The sequence below is a fragment of the Streptomyces sp. NPDC093261 genome, assembly GCF_044753645.1.
GTDB lineage: Bacteria > Actinomycetota > Actinomycetes > Streptomycetales > Streptomycetaceae > Streptomyces.
In genome coordinates, this window is the sequence record NZ_JBIVNO010000022.1 from 1 (window position 1) to 14,573 (window position 14,573).

At 73.0% G+C, this 14,573-nt stretch carries 14 protein-coding genes and 1 pseudogene; 8 read left to right on the forward strand and 7 right to left on the reverse strand.

Annotation, left to right across the window (positions count from 1 at the left end):
• The 3 genes and pseudogenes from ACIP94_RS32185 to ACIP94_RS32195 form a co-directional block, all read left to right on the forward strand.
• Positions 1 to 111: pseudogene (locus tag ACIP94_RS32185) on the forward strand (3-isopropylmalate dehydratase small subunit); the annotation flags it as partial.
• Positions 112 to 379: 268 nt separating this feature from the next.
• Positions 380 to 610, forward strand: a complete 231-nt coding sequence (locus tag ACIP94_RS32190; RefSeq protein WP_402433579.1) for a hypothetical protein — start codon at positions 380 to 382, stop codon at positions 608 to 610.
• Between the two features lie 127 nt (positions 611 to 737).
• Positions 738 to 1,373 (forward strand): HU family DNA-binding protein, encoded by a 636-nt coding sequence (locus ACIP94_RS32195; protein ID WP_402433582.1) that lies wholly within the window; start codon positions 738 to 740, stop codon positions 1,371 to 1,373.
• Between the two features lie 76 nt (positions 1,374 to 1,449).
• On the opposite strand, the gene ACIP94_RS32200 is transcribed toward ACIP94_RS32195, so the two are convergent.
• Complete coding sequence (locus ACIP94_RS32200) at positions 1,450 to 1,653, reverse strand: hypothetical protein (protein WP_402433585.1); 204 nt, start codon at positions 1,651 to 1,653, stop codon at positions 1,450 to 1,452.
• Positions 1,654 to 1,811: 158 nt separating this feature from the next.
• On the reverse strand, positions 1,812 to 2,459 hold the full coding sequence (gene cofC / locus ACIP94_RS32205; protein ID WP_402433588.1) for a 2-phospho-L-lactate guanylyltransferase: 648 nt from the start codon (positions 2,457 to 2,459) through the stop codon (positions 1,812 to 1,814).
• 236 nt (positions 2,460 to 2,695) lie between these two features.
• Here cofC and ACIP94_RS32210 point away from each other — a divergent pair, with 236 nt between their 5' ends.
• Genes ACIP94_RS32210 through ACIP94_RS32220 form a run of 3 tightly spaced genes read left to right on the forward strand, consistent with a single transcriptional unit; the run spans position 2,696 to position 5,690 of the window.
• Positions 2,696 to 3,466: a lysophospholipid acyltransferase family protein gene (locus ACIP94_RS32210; RefSeq protein WP_402433591.1), complete on the forward strand. Its 771-nt coding sequence runs from the start codon at positions 2,696 to 2,698 to the stop codon at positions 3,464 to 3,466.
• On the forward strand, positions 3,463 to 4,473 hold the full coding sequence (locus tag ACIP94_RS32215) for an NAD(P)H-dependent glycerol-3-phosphate dehydrogenase (RefSeq protein ID WP_402433593.1): 1,011 nt from the start codon (positions 3,463 to 3,465) through the stop codon (positions 4,471 to 4,473). The genes ACIP94_RS32210 and ACIP94_RS32215 overlap by 4 nt, the downstream gene beginning before the upstream one ends.
• A gap of 59 nt (positions 4,474 to 4,532) precedes the next feature.
• Positions 4,533 to 5,690 carry a D-alanine--D-alanine ligase family protein gene (locus tag ACIP94_RS32220; RefSeq protein WP_402433596.1) on the forward strand — a complete coding sequence of 386 codons (1,158 nt, stop codon included), beginning with the start codon at positions 4,533 to 4,535 and terminating at the stop codon, positions 5,688 to 5,690.
• A 16-nt stretch (positions 5,691 to 5,706) separates the two neighbouring features.
• Here ACIP94_RS32220 and ACIP94_RS32225 read toward each other — a convergent pair whose 3' ends face one another.
• Complete coding sequence (locus ACIP94_RS32225) at positions 5,707 to 6,189, reverse strand: DUF3515 domain-containing protein (protein ID WP_402433599.1); 483 nt, start codon at positions 6,187 to 6,189, stop codon at positions 5,707 to 5,709.
• Positions 6,190 to 6,209: 20 nt separating this feature from the next.
• On the reverse strand, positions 6,210 to 6,443 hold the full coding sequence (locus ACIP94_RS32230) for an Lrp/AsnC family transcriptional regulator (RefSeq protein ID WP_402433602.1): 234 nt from the start codon (positions 6,441 to 6,443) through the stop codon (positions 6,210 to 6,212).
• Between the two features lie 208 nt (positions 6,444 to 6,651).
• On the opposite strand from ACIP94_RS32230, the gene ACIP94_RS32235 reads away from it, so the two are divergent.
• Positions 6,652 to 7,617 (forward strand): thiamine-phosphate kinase, encoded by a 966-nt coding sequence (locus ACIP94_RS32235; protein WP_402433605.1) that lies wholly within the window; start codon positions 6,652 to 6,654, stop codon positions 7,615 to 7,617.
• A 69-nt stretch (positions 7,618 to 7,686) separates the two neighbouring features.
• Here the strand turns inward: ACIP94_RS32235 and ACIP94_RS32240 are convergent, their stop codons facing one another.
• The 3 genes from ACIP94_RS32240 to rpmB all read right to left on the reverse strand — a co-directional run bounded on the left by ACIP94_RS32240 (position 7,687) and on the right by rpmB (position 12,334).
• On the reverse strand, positions 7,687 to 8,889 hold the full coding sequence (locus ACIP94_RS32240; RefSeq protein WP_402433608.1) for an FAD-dependent monooxygenase: 1,203 nt from the start codon (positions 8,887 to 8,889) through the stop codon (positions 7,687 to 7,689).
• Between the two features lie 35 nt (positions 8,890 to 8,924).
• Positions 8,925 to 12,002 carry a BTAD domain-containing putative transcriptional regulator gene (locus ACIP94_RS32245; protein ID WP_402433611.1) on the reverse strand — a complete coding sequence of 1,026 codons (3,078 nt, stop codon included), beginning with the start codon at positions 12,000 to 12,002 and terminating at the stop codon, positions 8,925 to 8,927.
• A 146-nt stretch (positions 12,003 to 12,148) separates the two neighbouring features.
• Entirely contained in the window at positions 12,149 to 12,334 is a 186-nt protein-coding gene (gene rpmB / locus ACIP94_RS32250) for a 50S ribosomal protein L28 (protein WP_003993230.1), read from the reverse strand.
• Between the two features lie 326 nt (positions 12,335 to 12,660).
• Here rpmB and ACIP94_RS32255 point away from each other — a divergent pair, with 326 nt between their 5' ends.
• A complete protein-coding gene (locus tag ACIP94_RS32255) occupies positions 12,661 to 14,457 on the forward strand; it encodes a DAK2 domain-containing protein (RefSeq protein ID WP_402433613.1) in 1,797 nt (598 codons plus the stop codon).
• The last annotated feature ends 116 nt before the right edge of the window (positions 14,458 to 14,573 follow it).

Sequence of the window (14,573 nt, forward strand, 5' to 3'; positions counted from 1 at the left end):
CGGCTGCTGAACGGCCTGGACGACATCTCCCTCACCCTCCGCAACGAGGCGGACATCGCCGCCTACGAGGCGAGGCGTCCCGGATACAAGCCGCGGACCCTCCAGGTCTGACCCCGGACCCGCCCGCAAGGGCGGGTTTCGGCCACCGCAACGCCTGTCTGTACCCCCAATCGTGGACGGTTGGGGGTACAGCCGTTTCCGCCCCCGGACGGGCCCGGCGCGCCGCCTACGCGGGCGCCAACTCCTCCAGTTACAAAGGTCATTGCGGGGGTAGCCGCTGTCCGGAGGCAGCCCGTGCCCGGCTTCCGGGAAGGCCCTCGGGAGGCGGCAGTTGCCCCCAGCGGGGGCGACAACTCGCCCCAGATGGCACAATCTGTGCATGGACAGCGACGGCCAACTCGAGCTCTATACGGCGGTCGCGAGCCAACTCAAGGAAGCGCACTCCAAGGTGCGCGCACTGCAAGTCCCGGAGGGCGTACGGATGGCGCTGACCCGGAAGCTGCTGGTCATTACGGCCGCGGCCAAGCACGATCCCGCCGAAGCCGCCAGGCGTCTCAAGCGGTTCATCACCGACCTCGACGAGGGGCGAATCCCCGAAGGGGAAGTCTGAGGCGGCCGAGTCGGTTGCGGCACAAGGGTGATTAGCCCGTTTCGTGTTTGATTTGCGGTATATATCTGCCTAACGTGCGAAAAAGCTTGAACACTTTCGTTCTGGCGATGTCTCCGAAGGGGAAGACGTGAACAAGGCGCAGCTCGTAGAAGCGATTGCCGACAAGATGGGCGGTCGCCAGCAGGCCGCCGATGCTGTCGACGCGGTCCTGGACGCCATCGTCCGCGCGGTCGTCGGAGGCGACCGGGTCTCGGTCACCGGTTTCGGTTCGTTCGAGAAGGTGGAGCGTCCTGCCCGGTACGCCCGCAACCCCCAGACGGGCGAGCGGGTTCGGGTCAAGAAGACCTCCGTGCCGCGCTTCCGCGCAGGTCAGGGCTTTAAGGACCTGGTCAGCGGCACCAAGAAGCTGCCGCGCGGTGGCGAGGTCTCCGTCAAGAAGGCGCCCAAGGGCAGCCTCACCGGTGGTGCCGCCGCCACCGTCAAGAAGGCCGCGGCCAAGAAGGTCACCGCCAGGAAGGCGGCTCCCGCGAAGAAGGTCACCGCCAAGAAGGCGGCTCCCGCGAAGAAGACCACGGCGGCTGCGAAGAAGACCACGGCGAAGAAGACGACCGCCAAGAAGACCACCGCGGCCGCGAAGAAGACCACGGCCAAGAAGACCACCACGAAGAAGGCGGCGGCCAAGAAGGCGCCGGCGAAGAAGGCCCCGGCCAAGAAGTCGACGGCCCGCAAGACCACCGCCAAGAAGACCACCGCCCGCAGGTAGACGGGGCGCACGGGCACTCACGCGACGGGCCGGGCTCCCAGGGGGAGCCCGGCCCGCGGTGCGCTCGGGGGTCTGCTCAGAAGGTCTGCAGGGTCACCAGCGTGATCCGCCGGGACTCGCCCTCGCCCTCCGTCTCGATCCGCACCCGCTGCCCCGGGCGCAGCAGCCTGAGCCCGCCCGCGTCGAACGCGGGCGCGTCGAAGGGGACGGGGGTGCCGTCGTCGAGCAGCACCTGGCCGGTGCGGGTCTCGGGGTCGTAGGTGTACGCGGTCGCCTGCATGAGCGCAGCCTACCGACCGTCCCGCAGCGCTCCCCGGGGCGGCGGTACGGCGCACGGGGACGGCCGCGGGACCGGCGGCAGGGGAGAGCGGCAGGGTCAAGGCGCGGGGCGGGCGAAGAGGCGGACCGCAGGGACGCGCCGGCCGCCCCGGCGTCGCGTCAGCCCGCCGGCTGCCCCGGAATCAGCAGCCGGGCCGCCGCCGCTGCCGTGCGCGGGCCCACGCCCAGGGCCAGCGCCGCGCGCAGATCGTCCCCGGTGTCCACGTCCTGCCGTACCGAGTCCACCGCGTCGAGGGCGATTTCCACCGCACCCGAGGCGCGGTGCCGCACCCGGGAATCCGTACCGAAAGCGGGCAGCAATTCCCGGCCGGGACCCGCGGCCAGCAGCGTCGTACCGATTCCGGCGGCGTCGGGCAGAAAAGCACGCGGGAATTCGGCCGCCGCGTCCAGGACCCGGGCCAATTCCGCAGGGCGCAGTGACGGGAGATCGGCATTCAGCGCCGCCACGGCGGCGCCGGGCCGGGCCCCCCGTACGACCGCCGCCCCATGGGCGAGCGCGGCGTTCAGACCGTCCGCCGGCTCGTCTCCGACGACCCGGGCCCCCAGGGCCACCAGCTCACGCCCGGCGAGCGGGTCGCCCGTGACGACCACCACATCACGCACCGCGGCACAGGAGAGCGCCGCGGCCACCGTGTCCTGCGCGAAGGCGAGGGCGAGCCCCGGACGCAGACCGTCCGCCGCGGTGTCCGAGAGTCTGCTCTTGGCCCGCGCCAAGGCTTTCAGAGGTACGACCACAGTCCACTGCACGAGCGCTCCGTCCCTGTCCTGGCGCGTCCATTGTCCCCCGGATCCTTCCGGCGGCCGACGGGCCGCCGGGAGTTCAGCGCGTGGAAAAGGTGTGCGAAGCCCCACGCAACGGCCATCGCGCGAGACGGGCGGGCGTACGGTGTTCTCGACAGACGGGCGGCCTGGGGCGACACTTGTGCGGCCCCACAGCCCCAGCCCCGGGCCCGAGGCCCGGGTCCCTAGAGGAAGGTGTCCGCGTGCCCCGCCGCAGAATCGGCTTCTGGTACCGCTTCGCAGCGGTCCTCTGCAAACCGCCGCTGGTGGTTCTGCTCAAGCGGGACTGGCGCGGAATGGAGAACATTCCGGCCGAAGGCGGATTTATCACCGCGGTGAACCACAATTCACATGTGGACCCGTTCGCCTACGCGCACTACCAGTACAACACCGGGCGCGTTCCTCGTTTCCTCGCCAAGAGCGGTCTTTTCAAGAAGGGATTCGTCGCTGCCGCGATGCGCGGCACCGGGCAGATCCCCGTCTACCGCGAGACCACGGACGCCCTGAGCGCCTTCCGCGCCGCCATCGACGCGGTGGAGCGCGGCGAGTGCGTCGCCTTCTACCCGGAGGGCACCCTCACCCGGGACCCCGACGGCTGGCCGATGACCGGCAAGACCGGTGCCGCCCGCGTCGCGCTCCAGACCAAGTGCCCGGTGATCCCCATCGCCCAGTGGGGAGCCAACGAGCTGCTGCCGCCCTATGCCAAGAAGCCGAACCTCTTCCCGCGCAAGACCCACCATGTGCTCGCGGGCCCGCCCGTGGACCTCACGCGCTTCTACGACAAGGAGATGTCCCCCGAGCTCCTGAAGGAGGCGACGGAGGTCATCATGGCGGCCATCACCCGCCAGCTCGAGGTGATCCGCGGCGAGAAGGCGCCCGAGAAGCGGTACGACCCGCGCGAGGTGCGCATCCAGCAGCGCCGCCGCACCGCCGCACAGGAGAAGGCACGGCAGAAGGAGGGGCAGGGCAAGTGAGCAAGCCGGTCAAGGCGGCCGTGTTCGGAACGGGATCGTGGGGAACCGCCTTCGGCATGGTGCTCGCCGACGCCGGGTGCGAGGTCACCCTGTGGGCGCGCCGCGCCGAACTCGTCGAGGCAGTCAACTCCACCCGTACGAACCCGGACTACCTGCCGGGCGTCGAACTGCCCGAGAACCTCAAGGCCACCACGGACCCGGCCGAGGCCGCGCGGGAGGCCGACTTCACGATACTCGCGATCCCCTCGCAGACCCTGCGCGGAAATCTCGCCGAGTGGACCCCGCTGCTCGCGCCCCACACGATCCTCGTCTCCCTGATGAAGGGCGTCGAACTCGGCTCCGCCATGCGGATGAGCGAGGTCGTCGAGGACGTCGCCAAGGTCGGCCCGGAACGCGTCGCCGTCGTCACCGGCCCCAATCTGGCCCGGGAGATCGCCGCCCGGATGCCGGCCGCCGCCGTGGTCGCCTGCACCGACGAGGCGGTCGCCCAGCGCCTCCAGGGCGTCTGCCACACGCCGTACTTCCGGCCGTACACCAACACCGACGTGGTCGGCTGTGAACTCGGCGGGGCGGTCAAGAACGTGATCGGCCTCGCGGTCGGCATCGCGGACGGCATGGGCCTCGGCGACAACGCCAAGGGCTCGCTCATCACGCGCGGGCTCGCCGAGACCACCCGGCTCGGGCTCGCCATGGGCGCCGACCCGCTGACCTTCTCCGGGCTCGCGGGGCTCGGCGACCTGGTGGCGACCTGCTCCTCGCCGCTGTCGCGCAACCACACCTTCGGCACCAACCTCGGCAAGGGCATGACGCTGGAGGAGACCATCGCGGTCACCCGGCAGACCGCCGAGGGCGTCAAGTCCTGTGAGTCCGTGCTGGATCTGGCCCGCAGGCACGGCGTCGACATGCCCATCACGGAGACGGTCGTCGGCATCGTCCACGAGGGCAAGCCTCCGGTCGTCGCCCTCAAGGAGCTGATGTCGCGCAGCGCGAAGCCCGAACGACGCTGAGCGACCCTGCCCGGCGGACGCTGTCTCGTGGCCCTACCACCGGGTACTCTCATCGCGATATGAGCACCGAGAACCTCCCCCAGAGCCCTGGACAGCCCCCGCGCAAGCCGCGCGTCGCCGTCGTCTGCGGCGGCCGCAGCTCCGAACACGGCATCTCCGTGGTCACGGCCGGTGCCGTGCTTCGAGCCATCGACCGGACGAAGTACGACGTCCTGCCGATCGGCATCACCCGGGACGGCCGTTGGGCGCTCACCGCCGACGAACCCGAGCGGATGGCGATCACCGACCGCCGTACGCCCAGCGTCGAGGAACTCGCCGAGTCGCACGAGGGCGGCGTCGTCCTGCCGGTCGACCCCACCAACCGCGAAGTCGTCTACAGCGAGCCCGGTTCGGTCCCCAAGGCGCTGGGCGAGGTCGACGTCGTCTTCCCGGTGCTGCACGGCCCCTACGGTGAGGACGGCACCCTTCAGGGCCTGCTGGAGCTGTCGGGTGTGCCCTATGTGGGCTCGGGCGTGCTGGCCTCCGCCGTCGGCCAGGACAAGGAGTACATGAAGCGCGTGTTCACCTCGTTCGGGCTGGAGGTCGGCCCGTATGTGGTGATCCGCCCGCGCGAGTGGGAGCGCGACCAGGCCGCCGCCCGCAAGAAGATCGTGGACTTCGCCGGCGAGCACGGCTGGCCGCTGTTCGTGAAGCCCGCGCGCGCGGGCTCCTCGATCGGCATCACCAAGGTCGAGGACCTCGCGGGACTCGACGAGGCGATCGCCGAGGCCCAGCGGCACGACCCCAAGATCCTCGTGGAGGCCGCGGTCCGCGGGCGCGAGATCGAGTGCGGTGTCCTGGAGTTCGAGGACGGCCCCCGCGCCTCGGTGCCGGCCGAGATCCCGCCGCCGGACACGCACGCGTACTACGACTTCGAGGCCAAGTACATCGACTCGACCCCGGGGATCGTGCCCGCGCCGCTGACCGACGAGCAGACCGCCGAGGTCCAGCGGCTCGCCGTGCAGGCGTTCGAGGCCGCGTCCTGTGAGGGACTGGTCCGCGCGGACTTCTTCCTCGCCGAGGACGGAAAGTTCGTCATCAACGAGATCAACACCATGCCCGGCTTCACGCCGATCTCCATGTACCCGCAGATGTGGCAGGCGAGCGGCATCAGCTACCCCGAGCTGGTGGACCGCCTGATCCAGGCGGCGCTGAACCGTTCCACCGGTCTGCGCTAGCAGCCGCCGGGATCTCTCAGTCGGCGATCCCCTCGGGGATCGCCTTCCTGACGGCGGGCGCCAGGCTGACGAGCGGTGCCACCCCGTCGCCCGTGCGCGCCTTGGGCAGGCTCACCTCGACATAAGCCCGGCGCAGCGTGGTGGTGAAGCGGAACGAGCCGTCGTTCCGCTTCTGCAGCAGCCAGCCGACACCGTCGACCTCCATGCCGTCGGCCTCCGGGTCGTCCATCTCCGCGGGCCTCGCCACACCGCAGCGCAGTATGATCGCCGGGCTTCCCCATCCCGCCGTCAGTGCGGACCGGGGCTCGGGATCGTTCCGCTCGAGGCCGTCCACCTTTCGCGGCAGCACCTTGTCCAGGTTCCGGCACAGCTGGGTGACCTTCGCGTCCGGGCTGGGAACCGCCGCCGAGGGGCTGTCGTCGCCTGAGGAACAGCCCGCCGCGGCGATCAGCAGGGCGAGGGCGGGCAGTCCGAGAGGCCGGCGGCGGAAGAAGTTCACCGGCCAAGGGTAGACGGGGGCTACAGGTGCACCACCGGGCAGGTCAGAGTGCGGGTGATGCCCTCCACTTGCTGGACCTTCGCGACCACCATGCGGCCCAGCTCGTCGACGGTGTCGGCCTGGGCGCGCACGATGACGTCATAGGGACCCGTCACGTCCTCGGCCTGGATGACCCCAGGGATCTGTCCGATCGTCTCGGCGACGGTCGACGCCTTGCCGACCTCCGTCTGGATCAGGATGTACGCCTGTACCACGGAACCTCCAGGGCGGCCACGAGGATCATGTGGGGAGAAGGGACGCCACGGTATCGCGTCGCCGCTCGCCGCGGGGAGACCCCCACGGAGGCTGTGACGTGAGTGCCGGGCAGCATCCGCGACACAAGTTGACGGTCGACTCGACCGTACCGGCGACGATGACGGCTCGCGACCGGGCGCGGCAGGCGAGAGAAGGGGATGTACGACGATGAAGGGCACCGTGGGCGAGCTGGGCGAGTTCGGGCTCATCAGAGAGCTCACCGCGCGACTCACCACCACCCCGGCGGTCCGGATCGGCCCCGGCGACGACGCCGCGGTGGTGGCCGCTCCCGACCGCCGGGTGGTGGCGAGCACCGACATCCTGCTGGAGGGCCGGCACTTCCGCCGGGACTGGTCGACCGCGTACGACGTCGGGCGCAAGGCGGCCGCGCAGAACCTCGCGGACATCGCCGCGATGGGCGCCGTGCCGACCGCGCTGCTGCTCGGTCTCGTCGTCCCCGCCGAACTGCCCGTCGCCTGGCCCACCGAGCTGATGGACGGACTGCGCGACGAGTGCCAGGTCGCGGGCGCGGCCGTGGTGGGCGGCGATGTCGTACGCGGCGACACCATCATGATCTCGATCACCGCGCTCGGGGATCTGCGCAATCACGAGCCCGTCACCCGGGCCGGTGCCCAGCCCGGCGACGTGGTCGCCGTCACCGGCTGGCTCGGCTGGTCCGCGGCCGGGCACGCGGTGCTCTCCCGCGGCTTCCGCTCGCCGCGCGCGTTCGTCGAGGCGCACCGGCGCCCCGAGCCGCCGTACCACGCGGGACCGGCCGCCGCCGGGCTCGGCGCCACCGCTATGTGCGACGTGAGCGACGGCCTCATCGCCGACCTCGGGCACATCGCGGAGGCCAGCAAGGTGCGGATCGACATCCGCTCCGGCGCCATCGACATCCCCTCCCAGATGAACGACATCGGGCAGGCCGTCGGTGTCGACCCCATCCAGTGGGTGCTCACGGGCGGCGAGGACCACGCGATCGTGGCGACCTTCCCGCCGGATGTGAAGCTGCCCGCGCGCTGGAAGGTGATCGGCGAGGTGCTCAACCCCTCCGCGCTGCCCCAGGTGACGGTCGACGGAGCGCCGTGGACCAGCAAGGGCGGCTGGGACCACTTCGGCGACATCGAGGCCTAGAGCCGGCCTGGAGCGTGCCGCGAGACTCTCGCAACCCGCCCCGGCCCCGCCCGCCGGGCGTGCACGGCCTCACCCGGGATACGCGGGGAGGTCGATGTCCGCCGCCGCCTTATCCGTCAGCCGCTTGAAGAACCCGGCGAGCGGACGCGAGGCCAGCAGCCGGTACATCCGGTCCCGGCTGCGGATCCGGCGCTCGGTCGCGGGGGCGAAGAACGGGCCCGCGTTGCCGGAGATCTTCTGGCAGCCCTTGGCGAAGTCCCGGATGCGCGCCTCGTACGCGGCCAGGGCGGTGCGGTGGTCGCCGTGGGCGAGGGCGAGTTCGCCCGCCAGGACATACGCGGCGACGATCGCGACCCCGGTGCCCATCCCGCCCATCGTGGCGCCGTACCCGGCGTCCCCGAGGAGCACCACGCGCCCCTTGGCCAGACGGTCGACGTGGATCTGGGCGATCGCGTCGAAGTACAGGTCGTCGGCCTCCTCCAGGGCCTTCAGCACTGCCGGCGCCTCCCAGCCCATCCCCGCGAACCGCTCGGCGAGGATCCGCTTCTGCGCGGCGACGTCCCGGCGGTCGTAGGCGAGCCGCTCCGACCGGAAGACCAGCAGGGCGCCCGCGCGGTCCGGGTCGCCGTCGTAGTTGCCGATGACCACCGCGCGACCGGGCTCGCTGTACAGACGCCCCGTGCGGTCCAGCCCCAGATGGTTGGGGATGCCGAAGCCGGCCACATAGTGGTCGAGGAAGCGCAGATGGCGGGACTCGTCGCCGAAGACCAGACGCCGGGTGTGCGAGTGCAGTCCGTCCGCGGCGACGACCAGGTCGAAGCGGCGGGGTGCGCCCCGCTCGAAGGTGACGTCGACGCCGTCGGGGGTGTCGTCGAGCGTGGCGATCGAGTCGCCGAACACATACTCCACACGGTCCTTGGTGCGCTCATACATGATCCGCGCGAGGTCACCGCGGAAGATCTCCACATCGCCGCTCATCATCTCCGCGGGCAGGTCCACCCGCGGGGTGCCGTCGGCGTCCACCACGGTCTGCCGGCCCATATGGGTCTGGTGGGCGTGCACGGCCTCCCGGATGCCCATGGCGGTCAGCACCCTGCGGTGCACATGCCCGCGGAAGTCGACAGCGAAGCCGCCCTCGCGCAGGGCGGGCGCCTTCTCGACGACGGTGACGCGGGCGCCGTGGCGGGCGAGGTTCAGGGCGGCGGCGGGTCCGGCGACGCTGGCGCCGGAGACGAGGACGGAGAGGTGGCCGAGGTCGGGTGCGTTCGTCATGGGCAAGAGCGTCGGCGACGGCGCTGACCGTGCCCCTACCGTGCGCTGACCGCGGCTGACCGCAGACGTCGTCCCTGGTCGAAGGCCTCTTCGTACGCTTCGGGGGACAGCCTCGCGCGCGTGGCCCGCTCGGTGCGTACGACATCGGGGTCGCCCGGGAGCGGTGCGCCCCGCAGGGCCGTCGCGGCGCCGAGCAGTTCGGCCGCGCGCTCGGGGGACTCCGCGACCGACGCCAAGGCCTCGGCGGTCGCGGCCATTTCCAGCACACCCGGCCGCTCCTCGGCCAGATCGGCGGCCTGCCCGAACCACTCGCGGGCCTCCTCCGTCCGTCCCTCGGCGGCCGCCGTGCGGCCGAGACCGATCAGGATCCGGACGCTCTCACCGACGCTGAACCAGTTGGCGGCGCACGCCTCCAGGGCCTTCTCGTACTCCACGCGCGCGTGGCGGGTATCCCCGGTCAGCCGGGCCAGATCACCGAGGCCGCGGCGGGCGCTCGCCTCCTTGTCCGGGACACCGGTGGCGCGGGCGAGGGCGGCCGACTGCTCGAAGTGCGCCGCCGCCTCCCCGAAGTCGCCCCGGTGCAGCAGCGCGGTCGCCCGCGAGCGCAGCAGGTCCGCGGTCTCCTCGGGCGCCTGAAGCTCCCGGACGTGCGCGAGGCCCTCGTCGAACAGCTCCAGCGCCCGCCCGTGGGCGCCACGCGCGTCGGCGAAGCCGCCCAGCGGATCGAGGCAGTTGGCCATGCCCCAGCGGTCACCGGTCGTGCGGAAGCCGGTCAGGGCGCGGGCGAAGGCGGCCTCGGAGTCGGCGGGGCGGCCCTCGAACTGCGCCTGGTAGGCGAGGCCGAGATCCAGCAGCGCGCGGCCCCACGGGTCCTCTTCGAGCCGCACCGCCCGCAGTTTTGTGTCCGCGGCGGCCAACGGGCCCCCGCACAGGGCCCACAGGACCATCGTGAACGGCAGCCGCAGCGGCCGCTCCAGGGCGCGCATGATCTCCGACACGCGCGCGATGCGGCCGGGTTCGGCCGGGTCGTCGCCGCGTCCGGTGACCGCGTTCATCGCACACAGGGCGTACTCCTCGGCGAGCCCCGGGGGTGGCTCGTCCCCTGCCGCAGCCAGCAGCGCGCGGGCGATCTGCACCTGTTCACCGTGCGGAGCGCGCAGCCGCCAGAACCAGGAGAGGGCGGCCATGAGGCGCAGGGCGTCCCGGGGAGCCGTGGTCACCAGGTGGCGCAGGGCCGCGTCCAGATTGCCGTGCTCGGCGGTCAGCCGCTCCAGCCAGGTCAGCTGTTCCCCGCCGCGCAGACGCGGCTCCGCCCGCTCGGCCAGCCGCAGGAAGTACGCGGCGTGCGCGTCCCGCAGCCCATCCCGCTCCCCGGCCGCGTCGAGATGCTCGGAGGCGAACGCCCGGATGGTCTCCAGCATCCGGTAGCGCCCGTCGGCCACCTCCAGGAGGGACTTCTCGGTCAGCGACGCCAAGAGGTCCTCCGGGTACGGCACGCCGCACACCTCCTCGACGGCGGGGAGCGTGGCGCCGGCCGGGAACACGGACAGCCGCCGGGCCAGCTTCCGCTCCTCGTCGTCCAGCAGCTCCCAGCTCCACTCCACGACCGCGCGCAGGGTGCGGTGCCGGGGCGCCTTGGTGCGGTCGCCACGGGACAGCAGCCGGAACCGGTCGCCCAGGCGGTCGGCCAGCTCCTCGGGGGTCAGCGTGCGCAGCCGGGCCGCGGCCAGCTCGATCGCCAGCGGCAGCCCGTCGAGCGCGGCGCAGACGTCCGCCACGCGCGTGTGCCCGGCGAAGCCGGGGCGTACGGCGCGGGCCCGGTCCAGGAAGAGCCGCCGCGCGTGCTCCGGGGGCAGCGGCGGCACCGGGCACAGCACCTCACCGGTGATGCCCAGGGCCTCGCGACCGGTCGCGAGGATCCGTACGCCGGGGCAGGAGGCGAGGACGAGGGCGGTCCACCGTGCCGCGTCCTGGACGAGATGCTCGCAGTTGTCGAGTACCAGCAGCAGTTCCCGGTCCTCCAGGACCGCCAGCAGCCGTGCGGCGGGGTCGGCGGCGGGCCCGCGGAACCCCTCGCGTATCCCGAGCGCGGCCAGCACCGCGTACGGGATCCGGGAGCCGTCGGTCAGGGGCGCGAGTTCGACGAAACGGACCTCGGGCGCGGTCGCGCGGGCCCTCGCGCCGGGGGGCGCGGGAGTACGGTCCCGGCCCTCGGCCCAGGCGCGTGCCGCCTCGGTCGCCAGGCGGGTCTTGCCCGCGCCGCCCGGGCCGGTGAGCGTGACCAGGCGGGTGCCGGACGAGGCGAGGAGGGTGTGGATGCGGGCGAGTTCCGGGGCCCGGCCGACGAAACGGGTGAGCTGGGCGGGCAGCCGGCCGCCCTGGGCGGGCCGCCTGCCCCGCAGCAGTTCCTGGTGCAGGCCGGACAGTTCGGGCGAGGGATCGGTGCCGAGTTCCTCGGCGAGCGTGCGCCGGGCCTCCTCGTACACCGTGAGCGCCTCGGCGGACCGCCCGCTCGCGTGCAGGGCCCGCATCAGCAGCGCGTACAGCCGCTCGCTCAGCGGATGGGCGGCGAGCAGCTCCCTCAGCTCGGGGACGAGGCGAGGGCCGGCGCCGAGGGCGAGGTCGGCCTCGGCGCGGTCCTGCTCGGCGGCCAGCCGCAGTTCTTCGAGGCGGACCCGCCCGGCGGGCTCGCCGGGCAGATCGGCGAGGGCGGGGCCGCGCCACAGGCCGAGCGCCTCCCGCAGCACGGCCGCGGCCTCGTGGTGGTCGCCGGCCGCCAGGGCCGAGGAGCCCTGAAGGGCGAGCCGCTCGAAGCGATGGGCGTCCACGGACTCGGGGGAGACGGAGAGCCGGTATCCGGTGGGGGTCGCCTCGATCCGCGTGTGCGGGGCCAGCCGCTTGCGGAGGCGGGAGATCTGCGACTGGAGCGCGTTGGCCCGGCCCGCGGGCGGCTCGTCGCCGTACAGGCCGTCGGCCAGACGCTCCGCTGACACGGTACGGCCGGCGTCGAGGAGCAGCAGCGTCAGCAGCGCGCGGGGACGGGGGCCGCCGGCGTCGAGGGGGGCGCCGTCCTCGGTGCGTATATCGAGGGGGCCGAGGATGCCGAAGCGCATGCGGGGATTCTGGCAGGCCGTGCGCGTGCGGGCACAGCAGAAAGCCGGCCCACGTCAGTGGACCGGCTCTGTGCAGCGAACCAGCGTGGCCGCGCGCTTGGGGGTCCCCCCTGCTCGACCGGAGCCGAGCGTCTGGGGGAGGGACGTCAGCGCGAGACCTTGCCGGCCTTGATGCACGAGGTGCAAGCGTTCACGCGCTTCGGCGTCCCGCCCACCACGGTACGCACACGCTGGATGTTCGGGTTCCAGCGACGGGACGTACGGCGGTGCGAGTGCGAGATGTTGTTGCCGAAGCCCGGCCCCTTGCCGCAGACGTCGCAGTTGGCAGCCACGGGTCACTCCAAAGACTTCAGATGCACTTACGGTTGATCCCGGCATGCCGGGATCGAGATCGTAGGATCTGAATGGCTCTGCCAGGGGAAAGCCCGACCTGGATCGGGCAACCGGAGCAGCATACAACGGCTGCTCCCGTACAACGAAACTACCACGGCCCTCCCGCCCCCCGCCGCGCCCCCGCCCGGGGCCCGGAGCGGCCGTCGGCCCCGGATCCGGCCGCGCCGGGGCTTCCCGGCGCCGGGCGTGCGTCCGGCCCTCTTCCGGGCCGCACGGGCTCTGGGTCTACGCTGCGTCCCACGTCCAGCAGCTCAAGGAGGCGCAGGTGGCGCAGGTGCCGCAGCCATTGGATGCTCTCGCGGTGCGCACCTGGTGCGGTCTCGCGCTCAAGGCGCTGGGACGGGCGCGTGAGGAGATCGACGCGATCAACGTCTATCCCGTGGCCGACGGGGACACCGGCACCAACCTCTATCTCACCGTGGAGTCCGCCGCCGCGGCCGTCGAGGCGGTCTTCGCCGGCTACGAGGCGGGCGGCACCCAGCGGCCGACGCTCGCCGACGCGGTGCGGGCCATGGCGCACGGCGCGCTCATCGGGGCCCGCGGCAACTCGGGGACGATTCTCGCGCAGTTGCTGCGCGGCATGGCCCAGGTGCTCGCCGCCGACGGTGAGACCGCTCACACCGACGCCCAGGGACTGCGGCTCGCGCTCCGGCGGGCGGCCGACTCCGCCCGGGAGGCCGTCGCCCACCCGGTGGAGGGCACCGTGCTGACCGTCGCCTCGGCCGCCGCGGACGCGGCCACCGGCGCGGAGGAGAACTGCGCCGGCGTCGCCCGGGCGGCGTACGAGGGGGCTCGGGCCGCCCTCGCGGCGACCCCCGGCCAGCTGGCCGTCCTGGAGCGCGCCGGTGTGGTCGACGCGGGCGGCCGGGGCCTGGTGGCGGTGCTCGCGGCCCTGGTGGAGACGTTCACGGGAGAGAACCCACGTCTCACGGACGGGCCGGGGCGCGGTGCCCACGCGCGCGGGGACGCCGGCGAGGCCCCCGCCCGCGTGCCCGGTGACGACGCCCACGCGCGTGTGAACGGCGCGCGCGTGAACGGCGATGAGGCCTACGCGCGCGTGCGCGCCGACGGCGCGCGCGTGCCCGGCGATGCCCGGGGCGCCTCCGAGGAGTGCGCCGGCGCCCCGGCGAACGGGGGCGGCCCCGCCTACGAGGTGATCTACCTCCTGGAGGCCGACGACGCGGCCGTGGCACGGCTGCGGCGGCGGCTCGACGCGCTCGGCGACTCCCTGGTCGTGGTCGGCGGGGACGGACTGTGGAACGTTCATGTGCACGTCGACGACGCGGGCGCCGCCGTCGAGGCGGGTGTCGAGGCCGGGCGGCCGTACCGCATCCGGATCACACACTTCGCCGCCGGGGATGTGCACACCACGCGTGCCGCACGCCCGCCACGCGAGCGGGTCCAGCGCGCGGTCGTGGCGGTCGTGCCCGGAGAGGGCCTGGCCGGGCTGTACCAGGAGGCCGGCGCCACCACCGTCCTCGCCCGGCCCGGGGAACCGCCGGCGAGCGGGGAGCTGGTGCAGGCGGTACGGCGGGCGCACGCGCGTGAGGTGGTGCTGCTGCCCAACGACGCGGATCTGCGCCACACCGCGGCCGCGGCGGCCGAGCAGGCCCGGACGGAGGGCGTCCGCGTGGCGCTCATTCCGACCCGGTCCGCGGTGCAGGGGATGGCGGCGCTGGCCGTCCACGAGCCGGAACGGCGCTTCGACGAGGATGTCGTGGCGATGACGTCGGCGGCGGGGGCGACCCGGTACGCCGAGGTCGCCGTCGCCGAACGGCAGTCCTGGACGATGGCGGGCATCTGCCAGGCCGGGGATGTCCTCGGCCTGATCGACGGCGATGTCGCGGTCATCGGCTCGGACGTCACGGAGATCGCCGAGACGGTCCTCGACCGCATGCTCGCGGCGGGCGGCGAACTGGTCACCCTGGTCCTGGGCGACGAGGCCCCGAAGTCGGTCGCGACGCACCTGGAGTCCCGGGTGCGCGAGTCGTACCTGGCGGTGGACACGGTGGTCTACCGGGGCGGCCGCCAGGGGCCGCTGCTGCTCATCGGCGTGGAGTGACACCGTACGGGGCCGCGGCGGTGCATCCACCCCCGCGCCCCCGGCAGCGGCAGGCGGCGCGCGGGTCCATCCACCCCCGCGCCCAGGGCAGCGGCAGGCGGCGCGCGCCGGGTGCC